Source organism: Thermomicrobiales bacterium, from assembly GCA_037045155.1.
In the GTDB taxonomy this organism is placed as follows: domain Bacteria; phylum Chloroflexota; class Chloroflexia; order Thermomicrobiales; family CFX8; genus JAMLIA01.
Genome location: JBAOIG010000003.1, coordinates 1,373,252 through 1,391,569 on the forward strand (window position 1 = coordinate 1,373,252; position 18,318 = coordinate 1,391,569).

12 protein-coding genes are annotated in these 18,318 nt (G+C 65.0%); 10 read left to right on the top strand and 2 right to left on the bottom strand.

Translation table 11 applies throughout. The annotated features are described in order from the left end of the window. The first annotated feature begins 743 nt into the window (after positions 1 to 743). The 6 genes from V9F06_09605 to V9F06_09630 all read left to right on the top strand — a co-directional run bounded on the left by V9F06_09605 (position 744) and on the right by V9F06_09630 (position 11,014). A complete protein-coding gene (locus V9F06_09605; GenBank protein ID MEI2617872.1) occupies positions 744 to 1,967 on the top strand; it encodes a hypothetical protein in 1,224 nt (407 codons plus the stop codon). Further along, positions 1,964 to 4,888: a DEAD/DEAH box helicase family protein gene (locus V9F06_09610; GenBank protein MEI2617873.1), complete on the top strand. Its 2,925-nt coding sequence runs from the start codon at positions 1,964 to 1,966 to the stop codon at positions 4,886 to 4,888. The genes V9F06_09605 and V9F06_09610 overlap by 4 nt, the downstream gene beginning before the upstream one ends. A gap of 426 nt (positions 4,889 to 5,314) precedes the next feature. Further along, positions 5,315 to 6,331, top strand: a complete 1,017-nt coding sequence (gene pdhA / locus V9F06_09615) for a pyruvate dehydrogenase (acetyl-transferring) E1 component subunit alpha (protein ID MEI2617874.1) — start codon at positions 5,315 to 5,317, stop codon at positions 6,329 to 6,331. 57 nt (positions 6,332 to 6,388) lie between these two features. Next, positions 6,389 to 7,435 carry an alpha-ketoacid dehydrogenase subunit beta gene (locus tag V9F06_09620; GenBank protein ID MEI2617875.1) on the top strand — a complete coding sequence of 349 codons (1,047 nt, stop codon included), beginning with the start codon at positions 6,389 to 6,391 and terminating at the stop codon, positions 7,433 to 7,435. Between the two features lie 112 nt (positions 7,436 to 7,547). After that, positions 7,548 to 8,885 carry a dihydrolipoamide acetyltransferase family protein gene (locus tag V9F06_09625; GenBank protein ID MEI2617876.1) on the top strand — a complete coding sequence of 446 codons (1,338 nt, stop codon included), beginning with the start codon at positions 7,548 to 7,550 and terminating at the stop codon, positions 8,883 to 8,885. Between the two features lie 167 nt (positions 8,886 to 9,052). Then, positions 9,053 to 11,014: a class I SAM-dependent DNA methyltransferase gene (locus V9F06_09630; protein ID MEI2617877.1), complete on the top strand. Its 1,962-nt coding sequence runs from the start codon at positions 9,053 to 9,055 to the stop codon at positions 11,012 to 11,014. Positions 11,015 to 11,562: 548 nt separating this feature from the next. Here the strand turns inward: V9F06_09630 and V9F06_09635 are convergent. Continuing rightward, positions 11,563 to 11,805 carry a hypothetical protein gene (locus V9F06_09635; GenBank protein MEI2617878.1) on the bottom strand — a complete coding sequence of 81 codons (243 nt, stop codon included), beginning with the start codon at positions 11,803 to 11,805 and terminating at the stop codon, positions 11,563 to 11,565. 565 nt (positions 11,806 to 12,370) lie between these two features. Between V9F06_09635 and V9F06_09640 the strand changes: the two genes are divergently transcribed. From V9F06_09640 to V9F06_09655, 4 genes are read left to right on the top strand one after another with little or no spacing between them, the layout of a single operon-like run. Next, entirely contained in the window at positions 12,371 to 12,523 is a 153-nt protein-coding gene (locus V9F06_09640; protein MEI2617879.1) for a hypothetical protein, read from the top strand. Then, complete coding sequence (locus V9F06_09645) at positions 12,520 to 12,744, top strand: DUF433 domain-containing protein (protein MEI2617880.1); 225 nt, start codon at positions 12,520 to 12,522, stop codon at positions 12,742 to 12,744. Before V9F06_09640 ends, V9F06_09645 begins: the two co-directional genes overlap by 4 nt. Then, positions 12,744 to 13,073, top strand: coding sequence for a DUF5615 family PIN-like protein (locus V9F06_09650; protein ID MEI2617881.1), 330 nt, complete (start codon positions 12,744 to 12,746; stop codon positions 13,071 to 13,073). The genes V9F06_09645 and V9F06_09650 overlap by 1 nt, the downstream gene beginning before the upstream one ends. A gap of 8 nt (positions 13,074 to 13,081) precedes the next feature. Beyond that, positions 13,082 to 16,075 (top strand): type I restriction endonuclease subunit R, encoded by a 2,994-nt coding sequence (locus tag V9F06_09655; GenBank protein MEI2617882.1) that lies wholly within the window; start codon positions 13,082 to 13,084, stop codon positions 16,073 to 16,075. 208 nt (positions 16,076 to 16,283) lie between these two features. On the opposite strand, the gene V9F06_09660 is transcribed toward V9F06_09655, so the two are convergent. Further along, entirely contained in the window at positions 16,284 to 18,308 is a 2,025-nt protein-coding gene (locus tag V9F06_09660) for a CHAT domain-containing protein (GenBank protein MEI2617883.1), read from the bottom strand. Positions 18,309 to 18,318 lie beyond the last annotated feature (10 nt).

The following is an 18,318-nucleotide window of genomic DNA, read 5'->3' on the forward strand; positions in this document are numbered from 1 at the left end:
CACCGCGTCGAGCAATTCTGAGCGATGGCACGTTCGACTACCTGCTTTGGTACGCCAGAGACGATCACCGCAGTCAAGTACTTGTCAGTTATGGTTGCCGACAGGTGTTGGGCACCTTCAACGATGCTATAGTGCGACGTCGAAGTACCAGACGAGACGCTACGTACGTATAAGGTCAGAAGAGTATGCCAATCCCAACTCGCTTTCCTGAAGGAGCACGAGTGCTTCGGCGTGAGCTTCGTAGCTTCTCAGGACCCTGGTAATCCAGACGAACGTTACTACGTACTTACTGAAGGTGTCAAGATACGACTGCGGTGCCCATCGAGCGATTGGAAGACGACTAATCCAAAAGGATTAGATAGGCTTCGCGGCTGCAGGACGACTTGGTAGGCCTTGGCATCCCAGCTCAACTACAAACGCTACCTTGATGACTTTCCTGCCACACCGATGACTAACGCTTGGACAGATACGGGAAGTGCAGGCTTTTCTAGTTCCGACCCGAAGGTCTACGTCGTACAGACCGCATACGTCCGTAATCGCCCGCTGCCTCCTCATGACCACCGATCCTGGCGACCTCGTGCTCGATCCAACCTGCGGCAGCGGAACGACCGCCTACGTCGCGGAGCAGTGGGGGCGGCGCTGGATCACCATCGACACCAGCCGCGTGGCGCTGTCGTTGGCTCGACAACGATTGATGACAGCGAGCTTTCCCGTATTACCGGCTCGCGAACGCCGAAGACGGAGTGGATGGCGGGTTCATCTACAAGACAGTTCCGCACATCATGCTCAAGTCGATCGCGCAGAACACGCGCATCGACCCTGTCGCTGAAAAGTACAAGGCGAAGATCGACGCACTTCTGGCGGGGGGGGCAAATCCTGAATCTGAAGATATCCGGCAACTCAGGCTGGCCCAGAAGCGCGAGATTGACGCGATCATCGCTGAGGACGCCGAACAGGAAACGCTGTACGACCAGCCGGAGATTGACAACGACTTCGTGCGCGTGTCCGGCCCGTTCACTGTCGAAGCAATCCCACCGGCTGTGCTGTCGGTTCAGATGGAATCGCCGATCGGCGGCGCGCCCGAACCCGGCGACGACATCATCGCCAGCATCGAAAGCAACGCGCTCAGCGACGCCAACGACGACGGTGCGGTCATCGACCGGCTCATCGACCTGCTGGGCCAAGACGGCATCACGTTCCCCAATAACAAGAAGTTGACCCTCGACGATCTCCGACCCGTCTCCGGCGGCGTCATCCACGCCGAAGGCGAGGCCAGCGCCGACAGTGCGCTCGGACGCGTGGCCATCTCGTTTGGCCCGCAAAACGGCGCGGTTTCCGCCCGACAGGTGGAGGATGGGTTGTACGCCGCCCGCCGAGGTGGCTACGATGCAATTGTCTTTGCCGGCTTCGGCTTCCAGGCCGAGGCGCAGCAGGCGATCAGCGAAATGCGGCACCCGAACCTCACCGCGCTGATGTCGCAGATCCGCCCGGACGTCATCATGACCGACGCGCGCGGCGAGAGCCTGCTCAAGACAACAGCCAATTCGCAACTCTTTGCCGTCTTCGGTGAGCCAGATGTCCGGCTGCATGCGGGCGAGGACGGGCTATACACGGTCGAGTTGCGTGGTGTCGATGTCTACAACCCACTCGACGGCACCGTCGCCTCGGCGCGCGCTGAGCAAGTCGCCGCCTGGTTCCTGGACACCGATTACGACGGACGCACGTTCGCGATCTGCCAGGCATCGTTCCCCAACTCGAACGCGTGGGAGAAGCTGGAGCGTGCGCTAAAGGGCACGCTCGACGCTGATCGGTTTGAGCAACTGACGAGTACGACGTCGTTGTCATTCCTGCCGGGCGAACACAAGCGCGTTGCCGCCAAGGTCATCGATCAGCGTGGCAACGAGGTCATGCGCGTGTTGCATCTCGATCAGCAAGCCGGCTACAGCGAACGCGAGGCCACCCGATGAGCCTTGCCGTCGACAAACCGATCCTGAACAATCCCTTTCGCGAGCCCAAGCGCTACTGGCTTTATGAGCAGGATACCGGCCTGCCGCGCGTCGCTCCGGGTCGGCGGCCTGCTGGCTACTACTACCGCGATCCATCGCGGGCGCGCGAGGCATCGGCCCAAATGTCGATGCTGGCCGACGAGACCTTCGTCCAGCTGGAGATCGTCAATGAGATTCGCGAGCGCGTCGGGCGCTGGCGCGAGCAAGGCTATCCAGGCGCGACGAGCATCACCAAACGGCTGCTAGAGCACTGGCAGCAGTCGGAGCGGGAGCGGCAGCTCTTCTTCTGCCAACGCGAGGCAGCCGAGACGATCGTCTGGCTGACAGAGACGGAGGCCGGCCGCCGGATGGCGAACCGGGTTCCGACCGACGTTCCCGCCGATCCGGACAGCGTCGAGCGCGGCTACGGCCCGCTCACTCGCTACTGCGCCAAGATGGCGACCGGCAGCGGCAAGACGGTCGTCATGGCGATGGTCATCGCCTGGTCGGTGCTGAACAAGGTCCACGGGTCGCGATCGAACCGGTACTCGGACGCTGTCCTCATTCTCTGCCCGAACCTTACAATCAAGGAGCGGCTCGGCGGCGCGCCACGCGACCTGACGCTGGATGGGCAGGAGCCGGAGCGCGCGCTCATCCCCGGCGCGCGGGGCAACTACTACGAACGCTTCGACCTCGTCCCGGCCGGTCTGCTCGCCGACCTCGGCCAGGCGCGCATCCACATTACAAACTGGCACGCGCTGGCGATCGCCGACGACAGCGGCCGGCGAGGTGTGGTCCAGCGCGGCCGCGAGAGCGACGCGGCGTTCTGCTCACGAGTCCTGCGCAACCTTGGCAGCCGCAACAACCTGCTGGTCATCAATGACGAGGCACACCACGCCTATCGTCCCAGGCCGCTCGACGAGGAGGACGACAAGCTCAGCGGGCTGTCGGCAGAGGACAAGAACGCCCTACGTCGTGACAAGGAGGAAGCCACCGTCTGGGTCTCCGGCATCGACCGGATCAAGAGCGTGCGCGGTATCAACTTCTGCCTCGATCTGTCGGCAACCCCGTTCTACATCAAGGGCAGCGGCTACGAGGAGAGCACGCCGTTCCCGTGGGTCGTGTCCGACTTCGGCCTAGTGGACGCGATCGAGTCGGGGATCGTGAAGATCCCGCGCGTGCCGGTGGCCGACGACACCGGAGCACCTGAGCCGCGCTACTTCCGGCTCTGGAAATGGATCATGGACAACCTGCCAGCGGCAGAGCGCGGTACTGCTCGGCGCAAACCGAAGCCAGAAGCAGTCCTTCGCGAGGCAGAAGGCGCACTCCAGCAACTGGCCGGGCTCTGGGTCGCCAACGCCGATGCATGGGCGGGCAGCGGCTATGCAGTACCTCCGTGCATGATCGTCGTCTGCGACAACACCGACATCTCGAAGGTTGTCTACGAGTACATCGCGAACGACGGCAAGGGAGCGCTGGAGCGGCTGCGAAACGAACCCGGCGAGGAGAACACGCTGCGGATCGATTCGAAGCTGCTGGCCGACGCGGACTTTGCTGAAGGCTCATCCAATAAGGCCGTTGCCGCCGAGGAGTTGCGGCGTAAAGTCTCGACCGTTGGCAAGCTGGAAGAGCCCGGCGCGGATGTCCGCTGCGTCGTCTCAGTCGGCATGCTGACCGAAGGGTGGGACGCGAACAACGTCACTCAGATACTCGGGCTACGGGCGTTCGACTCGCAGCTCCTGTGCGAGCAGGTCGTCGGACGCGGATTGCGGCGGTCCTCGTACGACTTCGACCTCGACGAAGACGGCGTCCCGATGAACGAGGAATACGTTGATGTCTATGGCATCCCGTTCGAAGTCATCCCAATTAAGAAGCGCGCGGCAGGCCCGCCGCCAGCGCCGAAGCCGTCCACGTTGATTCAGGCGCTCAAGGAGCGCGAGCACCTCAAGATCGAGTTCCCTCGCGTCGACGGGTTCGTATTTGCGGCCACCGACAAGATCGCCGTGAATCTGGCCGACGTCGAGCCGATCAGCGTTACCCCCTCGGTCGAGCCGACCACTGTCATCGCCCGAGCGAGAGTGGGCTACGAAACAGGCGGCACTGCGCTGCACGGGGTCGGCGAGCCGGTGACGCAGACACGCCAGGAGTTCTACGAATCCGTCCGACTCCAGGAGATCGAATACGAGATCGCGCGTCTCGTCACCGAACAGATGGTTACTCGCGACGAGTTCCGATTCCGCGCTCGTCACCTGCTCTTTCCTCAGGTGCTCGCGATCGTCCGTACCTATGTCCGCCGGAGCGTGCGCTTCAACGGGGCCGACCAGCGCGAGATTGGCCTACTCACCTACGTCGAGGCGATCGTTAGCCGTCTCGGCACGGCGATCCGTCCTGTCAGCGACGACGGCTCAGCGAAGTTGCTGCCACGCATCGAACGCTTCCGGCCGACTGGCTCGACCGACGAGGTCTCCTTCCGCACCGGCAGGGACGTGCGCGGGACGATCAAGAGCCATATCAGCCACGTCGTCCTCGATACGACGACCTGGGAGGCGTCCGTCGCGTTCCAACTAGAGACGTCGTCGCTCGTGCGAACCTATGCCCGAAACGACCACCTCGACCTGACCATCCCTTACGACTTCGCGGGCGCCCAGCATCACTTTCTGCCCGACTTCGTCGTCACGCTCGACAACGGGGCGCACCTGCTTCTCGAAGTCAAGGGATATGAGGACGAGCAAGACCGGCAGAAGTACGAAGCGGCCAAGCGCTGGTGTGACGCCGTTAACAATCTGGGCAGTAAGGGTCTTTGGGTCTTTCGACCTTGCCGAACCACCACCGAGGTTCCGACGATACTCATGGAAGTCGTGAACCTGTCATCGCCTTCCATCCCCGTGCGCCAGACGTCGTAACTCGTTTTCCGTCAACCTGACCCTGCGTCTCGTCCGGTTCGGCACGATCCATGCTCAGCGCCGCCGATTCGGTGCGTATCGGGGTGGCCGGCCGCCGATTTGGATGATCGGCAGATCGGCCAATTCAGGCCAGCCATAGACCCGTCTGGAATCGGTGGCGTACAATCGGTGGGGAGATGGCGGAGCGCCGTTGCGCAGCCGACATCCTGGCTGGGATCGGGGGAGTGACACGCGAAACCAGCCATGTCTGGCGCTATTGTTACGCGATTCACAAGGTCGCGAGGCGAGCGCCGCGGAGGTATCGGAAGGCTGGACGGGTTGCCGCGATCATCGCCCAACAAGCAGGGCACAACGGCCAGATCCGCGCCGGCCAATGCGGACACGACAACAGGAACCAACCGGGCGAACCGGGTGAAAGGACGTGGCATGGCTAGCAAGGCTGAGCCGGCCGTACGGGCTGGCGACGTGGCCCTCGGCTCGATGAGCAAGGACGAGCTACTCGAGCTCTACCGCCAGATGGTCCTCATCCGCAGGTTCGAGGAACACTCGGCCGAACAGTACGCCTTCGCCAAGATCGGCGGGTTCCTCCACCTCTATATCGGAGAGGAAGCTGTCGCCGTCGGCGCGATCCACGCCATGCGCCAGCAGGATCACCTCATCACCCACTATCGCGACCACGGCTACGCCCTGGCGATCGGGTCCGACCCGAACGCCGTTATGGCGGAGCTGTTCGGCCGCTCGACTGGCACGACCGGCGGACGCGGCGGCTCGATGCACCTGATCCACCCCGAGCGAAACTTCTGGGGCGGCTATGCGATCGTCTCTGGCCATATTCTGATCGGCGCGGGCATCGGACTGGCGCTCCAGTACCAGGAGATCGACGGGATCGCCGTGGTCATCTTCGGCGATGGGGCAACCAACGGCGGCGCGTTCTTCGAGGCGCTCAACATGGCCTCACTCTGGAAGCTGCCAGTTGTCTTCCTCTGCGAGAACAACCTCTATGCGATGGGCACCGCCAGCGAATATCACTCGGCCGTCCCGCAGATGGCCACCAAGGCTGCCGGGCTGGGGATCACGTCCGAGATCATCGACGGACAGGATGTCCTGGCGATGTACGAAGCCACCCAGCGCGCGCGGGAATACTGCACGGCCGGCAACGGTCCCTACTTTATCGAGGCGATGACGTATCGCTTCCGCGGCCACTCGCTCGCCGACCCGGAGACATATCGGGACAAGGACGAGATCGAGGAGCACCGCGCCGATGACCCGATCTCGCTGTACCGCGAGCGCCTGTTGCAGGCCGACAAGGCCGCGCAGGCCGACTTCGACAGCATCGACGCGGCGATCGAGCTGGTTGTCGACGAGGCGGTCGAGTTTGCCGACAAGAGCCCCTGGCCGGATCCATCGACCCTGCGGGACTTTGTCTACGCGGACGAGTACTAGCGCGGCCGGCCGTCGCTGGCTTCGACCTTTGAGCGATCGAAACGGAGTAGGAACACCGTGGCAAGCACGCTGGCTGAGCTGGAGGATATGCAACGCAGGGCCCAGGAGGCCGTCGCCCAGAACGAACAGGGCGAGCGCGAGATCACCTATCGCGACGCGCTGCGCGAAGCAATCACCGAGGAGATGGATCGCAACAAGAACGTCCTGCTGATGGGCGAGGACATCGGGGCCTATGGGGGATCCTACGTCGTCACCCGCGGCTTTCAGGAGCAATACGGACGCAAGCGCGTCATCGACACCCCGATCGCCGAGCTGGGCATCGTCGGGATGGCAGTCGGCGCATCGATGGCCGGCCTGCGGCCGATTGTCGAGCTGATGACGATCAACTTCTCGCTGCTGGCGATCGACCAGATCGTCAACCACGCCGCGAAGATCCACTATATGTTCGACGGCAAGTTCACCGCCCCGATCGTCGTCCGCACCGCCTCCGGCTGGGGGCAGCTCGGCGCGACACACTCGCAGACCTTCGAGGGCTGGTTCGCCCACATCCCCGGCCTGCGCGTCGTGATGCCGGCCACCCCGAAGGACGCCAAGGGCTTCCTCAAGTCGGCCATTCGCGGCAACGACCCTGTCGTATTCATCGAGCATTCGCTGATCTACCGCAACCGCGGGCTGGTGCCGGCCGGCGACTATACACTGCCGCTGGAGGGCGCCGAGGTGCGCCGCGAAGGGACCGACGTCACCCTCGTCTCCTGGTCGCGCGGCCTCTACCTGGCTCTCGGCGCGGCCGAGGAGCTGGCCGAGCAGGGCATCTCCGCCGAGGTGATCGACATGCGCGTCCTGCGCCCGCTGGACACCGAGACGGTGATTGAGTCGGTCAGGAAGACCAGCCGCTGCGTGATCGTCGAAGAGTCGTGGCGCACGATGGGCCTCGGCGCAGAGATCGCCGCCGCCGTCCAGGAGCACGCGTTCGACTATCTCGACGCCCCAGTCGGCCGCGTCGGCAGCATCGAGGTGCCGATGCCGTATGCCCGGAACCTTGAACGGCTGGTCATTCCTGGCAAGGACGAGGTCGTCGCCGCAGCCAAGCAGGCGCTGGCGTAACCTCACCGCTGCCCAGAGGGCTCCCTGCCCCCTCTCCTCGCGAGGAGAGGGGGGAGATTGAATTGATAGATTGACGGACCCCGCAGACGGGGAATGGGGAGAGGCAAGCAAGATGGCGAAGACGGTCGTCATGCCCCAGATGGGCTACGACATGGATGCCGGGACGCTGCTGCGCTGGCTGAAGAACGTCGGCGACCCGGTCGCGCGCGGCGAGGCGATCGCCGAAATCGAGACCGACAAGGTCAATATCGAGATCGAGGCGTTCGAGGGCGGCGTGCTGCGCAAGACGCTCATCACCGAGGGGCAGACCGTCCCGGTCGGCGAGCCAATCGCGATCATCGGCGGGGCCGACGAGGTGATCCCGGAGGTCGAGACCGCCGCGCAGGCCGCGCCGCCGGCTGCCGCCGCGCCAACCCCTGCGCCTGCGCCGGCCCCTGTAGTTGAAGCCGCGCCCGTCGCTGCGGCAGCGCCAGCTATCGCCGAGCCGGTCGCGCAAGCGCCCCAGGTCGTGAGCCACGAGCCGGGAGAGCGCATCCGCGCGTCACCCCTGGTTCGTCGCCTCGCCGCCGAGCACGCAATCGACCTCTCCCAGGTTCGTGGCACTGGTCCGCAGGGCCGCATCGTCAAGCGCGACGTCGACCCGTACCTGACCGGCGCGAAGCCGATGCCGCAGGCCGCTCCGACGCAAGCCCCCGTCGCCCCGGCCCCCGCGCCGGCGCCCGTCGCAGCTGCGGCTGCCGAGCCGATTCCGACCGTCGGCGGCGAGCTGAAGGATCTGCCGCGCATTCGCCAGACGATCGGCAAGCGGATGAGCCAGTCCTTCCAGGAAGCGCCGCACTTCTACGTCACGATGGCGATCGGCATGGACAAGGCGCTGCAGCTGCGCAAGCAGGTCAACGGCGATCTCGACGAAGCCAGCCAGGTGTCGGTCAACGATCTCATCGTCAAGGCTGCCGCGCTGGCGCTGCGCGACTTCCCGGTGCTGAACTCCGCCTGGAACAACGGCCAGATGGAGCTGCACGACCACATCGATGTCGGGATCGCGATCGCCATCGAGGGCGGGCTGATCTCGCCGTTCGTCCCCAGCGCCGACGAGAAGTCGCTCGGCGCAATCGCCCGGCTGACCAAGGATCTGGCCAGGCGGGCCCGCGAGGGTGGCCTGAAGCCGGAGGAGTACCACGGCGGGACGTTCACGACCTCGAACCTCGGTATGTTCGGGGTGGAGGAGTTCATCGCGATCATCAACCCGCCGCAGGCCGCCATCCTCGCCATCGGCGCGGCGAAGGCCCAGCCGGTCTGGAACGCGGACAAGGGCAAGTTCAAGCCCGAGACGATCATGAAGGTCACAATGTCCGCCGACCACCGCCTCACCGACGGCGCCGAAGTCGCGCGCTACCTGCAGAAGCTCAAGGCCCTGCTGGAAGCGCCGATGACGCTGCTGGTGGGGTAGGAGGGCTGGCCCTCACCCCTGCCCCTCTCCCAATGCTGGGAGAGGGGTTCTCTTGCGCGCCGGACTTCGCTTTAGTTGTGAATTGCTTGCATCCGGCGGGCGGCGGGGCTAGGATGATCGCGCGACCTGGGGCAAGCGAACGACGATGGTGATGCGTGGGGGGTGGCGTGAGCAACGGGAACCTGAGCTGGGTCACGAACTTCATCTGGGGGATCGCCGACGACGTCCTGCGCGACGTCTACGTGCGCGGCAAGTACCGCGACGTGATCCTGCCGATGGTGGTGATCCGGCGGCTCGACGCGGTGCTGGAGCCGACCAAGCCGGCCGTGCTGGAGATGAAGAAGTCACTCGACGCGGCCGGGTTCGTCAACCAGGATTCCGCCCTTCGCACGGCAGCCGGCCAGGCGTTCTACAACACGTCGCCGTTCCTGCTGCGCGACCTCCGTTCCCGCGCTCGCATCCAGCAACTGCGCGCCGACTTCGAGGCATACCTGGATGGCTTCTCGCCGAACGTCCAGGAGATCCTCGACAAGTTCAAGTTCCGCAACCAGATTCAGACGCTGATTGACGCCGAGGTGTTGGGCGCGCTGATCGAGAAGTTCCTCGACCACTCGATCAACGTCGCGCCGACACCGGTCTTCGCCAGCGACGGCACGGTCCGGCTGCCGGGGCTGGACAACCACGCGATGGGCACCATCTTCGAGGAGCTGATCCGGCGCTTCAACGAGGAAAACAACGAGGAGGCCGGCGAGCACTTCACCCCGCGCGATGTCGTCCGGCTGATGGCCGACCTCATCTTCCTGCCGGTTGCCGAGCAGATCGAGTCCGGCACCTACCTCGTCTACGACGGAGCGTGCGGGACCGGCGGGATGCTGACCGTCGCCGAGGAGCGGCTGGCCGAGCTGGCCGATGAGCACGACAAGGAAGTCTCGATCCACCTGTTCGGGCAGGAGATCAACCCGGAGACGTTCGCGATCTCGAAGGCCGACCTGCTGATCAAGGGCGAGGGGGAGGAGGCCGAGAACTTCCGCTTCGGCTCGACCCTCTCGCAGGACGGCTTCCCGTCACACGAGTTCGACTTCATGCTCTCCAACCCGCCCTATGGCAAGAGCTGGAAGACCGATCTGGAGAAGATGGGCGGCAAGAGCGGCCTCAACGACCCGCGCTTCGTCGTCCACCACGCTGGCGACCCGGAGCACAGCCTCGTCACCCGCACGAGCGACGGCCAGATGATGTTCCTGGCCAACATGCTGTCGAAGATGAAGCACAACACGCCGCTCGGCAGCCGCATCGCCGAGGTGCACAACGGCTCGGCGCTCTTCACCGGCGACGCCGGACAGGGCGAGAGCAACATCCGCCGCTGGATCATCGAGAACGACTGGCTGGAGGCGATCGTCGCGCTGCCGCTGAACATCTTCTATAACACCGGCATCGCCACCTACATCTGGGTGCTGAGCAACCGCAAGCCGGCCCACCGGCGCGGCAAGGCGCAGCTGATCGACGCGACCGGCTGGCGCCAGCCACTGCGCAAGAACCTGGGCAAGAAGAACTGCGAGCTCTCCGCCGACGACATCCGGCGTATCGTCGATCGCTACCTGGCGTTCGAGGAAGACGAGCAGTCGAAGATCTTCCCGAACGAGGCGTTCGGCTACTGGAAGGTGACGGTCGAACGCCCGCTGCGGCTGCGCGGCATCGACCCCGGCCGCGCCTACAGCGCCAAGGAGATCCGCGAGCTGAAGGAGACGGCCGAGCGGGCCGAGGACGCGCCGCCGGTCATCCGCAAGGTGCTGGCGCGCGGGAACGCCGCCCGATCCGCTCCACGGTCGCTTCGAGGCCGTCATCAACGGCCGGCCGGCGATCGTCGAGTACGAGCCGGACAGCGACCTGCGCGACACCGAGCAGGTGCCGCTGCTGGAGGAGGGCGGCATCGACGCCTTCATCGCGCGCGAGGTCCTGCCGTTCGCGCCCGACGCCTGGGTCGTGCCGGACGCGACGAAGGTGGGCTACGAGATCTCGTTCACGCGCTACTTCTACAAGCCCCAGCCGCTGCGGACGCTGGCCGAGATCCGCGCCGACATCGAGGCGCTGGAGCGCGAGACGGACGGGCTTGCTCGACCAGGTGCTGGTGACAGTCGGAGACGGGCGATGAGCCTGGAGCTGCGATCCGTATCCTGAGTACGATGCGCGATGACGAGCCATGGCCGCGATCGCGCACGCTCACCGGCGCACTCGAGAAGCTGACAGTTCGTGATCGAGCAGTTTGCTCGGCGGGACCGACGACCGAATTGCACGCAACCGGATACTGAGACGGTGATATCGCTGTCGGTACGACAGCCTCGAGCTGTTAGCCGACCTCAACGCGCTTCACGATCAAGCGCAATCAGCCTGTCGATCGAGCGGCTGGCATCGTGTACAAGCGTCAGTCGTTCCCGGATGGTAGCGTAGTCTACGAATCGCGAGCGCCAGTTGGCAAGGTCGCCATAGCGGCGCGCTGGAGCTGGGCTCATTAGCCCAGGCTGTAAAGCGATCGTTCCGCGACCGATCGACGATAGTTGACACGCCTATGCTGACTATTCACTGTTGCGGTCCGCGATGCAGGCAGCACTATCGGAGTCGATCTCGAACGGACTCGGCACTGGATCAGCCGAGCTATCAATCGACTCTACTGAGTCGAGCGCTACCAAACGATTCCTGTGCCCTCCGCCCATCCGAACAGGTGCACCATAGCTGGCTTCCTGACGCACCATGTGACGCCGAATCCACCCGCCTCATCCGCGCCAAGCGCCGCCAGATCGAGCTGCTGAACGAGCAGAAGCAGGCGATCATCCACCAGGCGGTGACGCGCGGCCTCGACCCGGCACGTGCCGCTCAAGCCGTCGGGCATCGACTGGCTCGGCGACGTGCCGGCGCATTGGTACACGCATACACCTCGGCAAGATGCGTCGACGTCGAAGCGAATTACCGGTCGCTCATCTTGTCCCGTACTAACGGAACGCCCGATAGTCCAGTGGGACCGCGTGAACACCGTCGGATCATGCCGATGATGGACATCGAGCCGCGTGAGTACGACCGATATACGACTCCAAGACGGTGATCTGCTCGTGGTGTGAAGGTGGGGAAGTCAGCCGCTCATGCGTTCTGGAATGGGTCGTTGCCCGTCTGTGGCTCTCAGCAAGGCGTTACATCGCTGTGATGCGCCCAGCAACACACTGCAGCGCGACGTAGGCGCGATCTCCTGTATCACTTGAGTCCGGATGATAGCGATAGCGTGGAGTGTTCTCTCGGTACGGAAGTGAAAACACCGATCTTGCAGACACCTGACCGATATGAGAAGCTCCGACGGTACCGGATGGTTTGTCCTCCGGTACAAAGAGCAGATGCGACATCGCTGAGTACCTGGATACCGAAACCGAAACGCATCGACTGATGCAGTCGATCGCCGTATCGAACGAGAGATCGACCTCATCCGCGAGTACCGCACGCGGTTGATCGCCGATGTCGTGACTGGCAAGCTGGACGTACGCGGGATTGAACTGTCGGAGGGCGACGCGGCGTGGGACGAGGACGACGAGCTCGACGAACCCGATGACGGCGACGAGACGCTGGACGACGCGGAGGGCGAAGGGGGGTTCGAATGAGCGAGCTGGGACGCATCACGGTCGCGCCGGGGCAGGCCGGCGGGAGGCCCTGCATCCGCGGGACGCGCGTGCGAGTGAAGGATGTCCTGGAGCTGCTGGCGGCCGGGGCGAGCCGTGAGGAGATCATCGAGGACTACCCGTACCTGGAGCCGGGCGACATCACGGCCGCGCTCGAATTCGCCGCCCAACAGGCCGACCACCCGGTCCTGCGCGTCGCCTGATGCGCTTTCTGGTCGACGCGCAGCTCCCGCCGGCCCTGGCGCGGTGGCTGGCGGAACGTGGCCATGACGGCGAGCACGTCGCGGACGTCGGGCTGCTCTTGGCGACCGACCAGGAGATCTGGGACTACGCGCGCAGCGTCGGAGCGGCCGTGGTGACGAAGGACGAGGATTTCGCCCTCCGTCGGGGGCTGGCGTCGGATGGTCCGGCCGTCGTCTGGGTCCGGCGCGGCAACACGACGCGACGCGAGCTGCTGGCGTGGTTCGAGCCGCTGTTGCCGGCCATCCTGGCGGCGCTCGCCGACGGAGAAGCACTGATCGAGATTGTCTGAGGACGACGATGCCGACCGACACCACCGAGCACGGGCTTGAGGATCTGATTGTCGCGACGATGACTGGCCACCGAACGACCGCGGAATCGGGCGGGCTGAACGACGAACGGCCGGCCTACGGCGGCGCGGGTTACATGCTGGGACACTCGGCCGACTACGACCGCGCCCACGCCGTCGACCTGGACAAGCTGCTGGCGTTCCTGCGCCCGACCCAGCCGGCCGTCTACGACCGGCTCGACCTCGCCGAGGACACGCCGTCGCGCGGGAAGTTTCTGGGGCGGTTGCAGGGCGAGATCGAGCGGCGCGGGGTTATCGACGTGCTGCGCAAGGGCATCGACGACCGCTCGGCGCACATCGACCTGTTCTACGGAACGCCCTCGCCGGGCAACGAGTCGGCCGCCGCGCGCTACGCGGCCAACATCTTCAGCGTCACCCGCCAGCTGCGCTACAGCGCCGACGAGACGCAGCTGGCGCTCGACCTCGTCCTGTTCATCAACGGGCTGCCGGTCGCCACGTTCGAATTGAAGAACAGCCTCACCAAGCAGACCGTCACCGACGCCGTCGAGCAGTACAAGCGCGACCGCGACCCGCGCGAGCTGCTGTTTCACCTCGGGCGCTGCCTGGCCCACTTCGCGGTAGACGACAGCCAGGTTCAGTTCACGACCGAGCTGCGCGGCGAAAGCTCGTGGTTCCTGCCGTTCGACAAGGGCTACGACGACGGCGCCGGCAACCCGCCGAATCCGAGCGGGCTCAAGACCGACTACCTCTGGCGCGAGATCCTCACCCGCGACGGCCTGACCGACATCATCGAGAACTACGCCCAGATCGTCGCGGAGAAGGACGACCGCTCCCGGCGCAAGTCGCGCAGGCAGATCTTCCCGCGCTACCACCAGCTCGACGTCGTGCGGAAGCTGCTGGCCGATGTGTCGGCGCGGGGAGCGGGGCGGCGCTACCTGATCCAGCACTCGGCCGGCAGCGGCAAGAGCAACTCGATCGCCTGGCTCGTCCATCAGATGGTCGGCCTGCAGCGCGATGGTGGTGAGGTCTTCGACTCCATCATCGTCGTCACCGACCGGCGGGTGCTCGACAAGCAGATCCGCGACACGATCAGGCAGTTCGCGCAGGTTGGCAACACCGTCGGCCACGCCGAACAATCCGGCGATCTGCGCCGCTTCATCAGCAGCGGCAAGAAGATCATCATCACCACGATCCAGAAGTTCCCCTTCATCCTCGACGAGATCGGCGACGAACACAGCGGCCGTCGGTTCGCCATCGTCATCGACGAGGCGCACTCCAGCCAGGGCGGTCGCACAGCAGCCCAGATGCATCGCGCGCTGGCGGGTGTGACCGCTGAGGATGATGACACCTACGAAGACCAGATCAACCGCATCATGGAGACGCGCAAGATGCTGCCGAACGCCAGCTATTTCGCGTTCACGGCAACGCCGAAGAACAAGACACTGGAGATCTTTGGCGAGCGCGACAACGCCAGCGGTATCGTCAAGCCACGTCCGTTCCACAGCTACACGATGAAGCAGGCCATTCAGGAAGGGTTCATCCTCGACGTCCTCAAGAACTACACGCCCGTCCAGAGCTACTATCGCCTGATGAAGACGGTCGAGGACGACCCGGAGTACGACGTTCGCAAGGCGAAGAAGAAGTTACGCCGTTACGTCGAATCGCACGATCGGGCCATCCGCAGCAAGGCCGAGATCATGGTCGACCACTTCCACGAGCAGGTCATCGACCGACGAAAGATCGGCGGAGCGGCTCGGGCAATGGTCGTCACCGGCAGCATCGAGCGGGCAATCGACTACTACATGGCGTTCACCGACTACCTTCGCGAGCGTAAGAGCCCATACCGGGCGATCGTCGCCTTCTCAGGTGAGCCGGAATATCAGGGCGAGAAGGTCACCGAGGCGTCGCTCAACGGGTTCCCGAGTAGCAAGATCGAGGAGCGGATTCGTGAGGATCCGTACCGCTTCCTGATCTGCGCCGACAAGTTCCAGACCGGCTACGACGAGCCGCTGCTGCACACGATGTACGTCGATAAGCCGCTATCCGGTGTCAAGGCGGTCCAGACCCTCTCGCGGCTGAACCGCGCGCACCCGCAGAAGCACGACACGTTCGTGCTGGACTTCCAGAACAACGCCGACATGATTCGCGCCTCGTTCGAGCCGTACTACCGCACGACGATCCTTAGCGAGGAGACCGACCCGAACAAGCTCCACGACCTCAAGGCCGACCTGGACGGCTATCAGGTCTACGAACAGGGGCAGGTCGACGCGCTGGTCGAGCGCTACCTCGGCGGCGCAGACCGCGACAAGCTCGACCCGATCCTCGACACCTGCGTGGCGACCTACAATGAGGAACTGGACGAGGACGGCCAGGTCGACTTCAAGGCCAAGGCCAAGGCGTTCCCACGGACCTACGAGTTCCTGTCGTCGATCCTGCCCTATTCCAACGTCGGCTGGGAGAAGCTGTCGATCTTCCTGAACTTTCTGACGCCGAAGCTGCCGGCCCCGAAGGAGGACGACCTCTCAAAGGGCATCCTCGAAGCGATCGACATGGACAGCTACCGCGTCGAGGTTCGCTCAGCGCTGGCGATTGCGCTGGCCGACGCAGACGGCCCCATTGGGCCAGTGCCGATGTCAGTGGGCGGTTATGTTCCCGAGCCGGAGATTGAGCCGCTCAGCAGCATCATCAAGACGTTCAACGACCTGTTCGGCAATATCGAATGGCACGACGACGACAAGATTCGCTACCTGATTGCCGAGGAGATCCCGCGCAAGGTCGCCGCCAATCGAGCGTATCAAAACGCAATAAGAAACTCCGACAAGCAGAACGCAGAGATTGAGCACGAGAAGGCGCTAAAGGGCGTTATCACTGACCTGATGTCAGATCATCTCGAACTGTTCAAGCAGTTTCAGGACAATCAGGCGTTCCGCAAGTGGCTCAGGGACACCGTCTTCGCCGCGACGTATACCGGGCCGCCATCCTAGAGGCCGACGCCTGCATCGCGACCCGCCGACGGATACGGCTCACCTGAGCTGGCTCGTCGATATCCTGCGGGACAGCGACTGGCCCCGCGTAGGCCCTCTCCAGGGCGCCGGCCAGGCCAGAGGCGCTGTCCCTACGGGCCGGTTGCTCGCTCGTCTCCCCTCTCCCAGGGTTGGGAGAGGGGCGGGGGGTGAGGGCCGTCCCCCCGGCTCACTCCATCGTCGCGCCCGGGTCGCCGTACACGAGGAAGGCGAGCCAGGTGGCGTCGCCGAGGGTCTTGGCGGCGGCGCGGGCGGTGGTGGTGGCTGCGCCGAGGGTGGCGCCGGCCAGCAGGGCGTCGTAGAAGGCGCGAGCGAACGCGGTGGCCGGCTTCTCGTGGACCGACCAGGAGGCGCCGACGAACGCGCCGGCCCCGGCGGCCCAGAACGCGGCCGGCCAGCCACCCAGCCGCGTCAGGCTGGATCCCTCGCGGCCCGACTGGCAGGCGTTCAGGAAGACGAGCGGCGACCGCGCGCTCAGGTTCGCGGTCTGCTGGACGGTCAGCGCGTCGATCGCGACCGGCTGGATGCCGTGGCGGACGGTCTGGCGGTCGCCGATGATCAGCCGGGCGTCGTCGGCCCTGGCCGGGTCGGTCTGGCCGTGGCAGGCGATGTGGAGCACGTCGAACGCGCCGGCCTGGAGCGCCAGCAGCGCGTCCTTTTCGGTTGCGTCAATCTTTGCCGGGTGGATGCCGCGGCCTGGCAGTGTCGTCGCCAGGTAGCTCACGTCCTCGGAGAGCGTCGCTTGCGTCTTGTTCGGATATTCGCCGGCGAGATAGGCCCAGGCGGCTTTGCCGATCTTCCGTGGGCGCATCGTGCCGCCGAGGTTGCGCACCAGCCCGTATTCGCAGAGGTAGCGGTCGTCCACCTCGCCCGTATCCGGGTGGCGCAGGCGGACGAGCTCCCACGGGATCGACGGCTCGCGGGAGTAGACCTTGATGCCGTGGATGGCGTCGCGATGCTCCCAGATGGCGCGGACGAAGACAGGGTCGAAGAGCTGGTCGGACATGTCGGTGCTGATCGCCCGTAGCTTGATGTCGAACACCGCGAAGTCGTCGTACGTCTCCAGCACCTGCGACTCGATGCGCGTGTAGATGCCGTCGACGTAGCCCTGCGCGGCCGTGCCGCCGGAGCCGGCCAGCCGCCCGAACGGCTTCGACTGGAACGGCGCATGGTCCAGCTTGAGCGCGTCGGACGAGACGGAGTAGGCGAAGACCAGTCCGTCGCCGAAGGGAAACTCGGTGATCAGGAGCACGAGGTAGTCGGCATCTTGCGGGGCGGGGGGCTGGGCGGTCGTCTGCGCAGCCTGGCGGACGGCGCGCGGTCGTGACGCGGTGATCGTCACCGGGAAGGAGAGGGCGCCGAGGTCGGACATTCCCTGCTGGAACAGCACGTCGATCGTCGTTGCGCCAGCCACCCGGCCGGAGACGGCGAACGCGCCGAGGCTGGGGGCGTTGGGAGCCGGCGGCGAAAGCCGGAGCTGGTATGGCCCGTCGATCGACACCTTCGTCGCGTCGACCGAGAGGGTGGCGACGACGTCGGTGGTTGACGCAATCGTCACTTCTGGCAATGCGGTCGGCAGCGGGGTGGCGCCCGCGGCAATCTCCAGCCGGATGTCGATGACTGCCTTCTTGCCGACCCCAAGCTTCCTCGGCGCGTCACCGGAGAGGATGACATCGAGCGATTCGGACGGGTCTGGAGCGGGGGTGGGGAGCGTGGCCGGCAGCTCGTCATCGATGCCCATCGCCGGGCCGAGGTCGGGCGCGATGGCGGCAGCCTCGGCAATATACGCCTCGAAACGCCCGGCGACCTGACCTTCCCAGCCGACCATCTCGCCGATCGCCGTGACCCGCCGGGCCGAGCGAAGCTGGATGATCCGCAGCGCCGATGGCTGGCGCGCCTCGGTGGGCGGGATGATGGTGGACTCCGGCTGCCCGGGTGGCGCTTCGATGCTGCGGTCGTCTTCATGCAGATCGAGCGCGATCGTCGCTGGCTGCGGGCCAGACCCGACCACCCGCCAGCGGAAGGCCGCAAGCTCGCGAGGGCGAAAGGCATAGAGCGCGCCTGCTTCCGGCCGGCGCAGGATTACCCAGTCTGGTGGATGCTCGGCAGCCTCAAGCTCGTCGACGATCTCATCGAGCGTCTGGCTGGCTTCGAAGAAGCGGAACGTCGCGCCGACGTGCCACTCGATCCGCATCTCACGCTCC

Excerpts from the sequence above, each read along its gene's own strand:
- V9F06_09610 (MEI2617873.1), top strand. The coding sequence starts at position 1,964 with ATGAGCCTTGCCGTCGACAAACCGATCCTGAACAATCCCTTTCGCGAG.
- pdhA (MEI2617874.1), top strand. The coding sequence starts at position 5,315 with ATGGCTAGCAAGGCTGAGCCGGCCGTACGGGCTGGCGACGTGGCCCTC.
- V9F06_09625 (MEI2617876.1), top strand. The coding sequence starts at position 7,548 with ATGGCGAAGACGGTCGTCATGCCCCAGATGGGCTACGACATGGATGCC.
- V9F06_09645 (MEI2617880.1), top strand. The coding sequence starts at position 12,520 with ATGAGCGAGCTGGGACGCATCACGGTCGCGCCGGGGCAGGCCGGCGGG.
- V9F06_09650 (MEI2617881.1), top strand. The coding sequence starts at position 12,744 with ATGCGCTTTCTGGTCGACGCGCAGCTCCCGCCGGCCCTGGCGCGGTGG.
- V9F06_09655 (MEI2617882.1), top strand. The coding sequence starts at position 13,082 with ATGCCGACCGACACCACCGAGCACGGGCTTGAGGATCTGATTGTCGCG.
- V9F06_09660 (MEI2617883.1), bottom strand. The coding sequence starts at position 18,308 with ATGCGGATCGAGTGGCACGTCGGCGCGACGTTCCGCTTCTTCGAAGCC.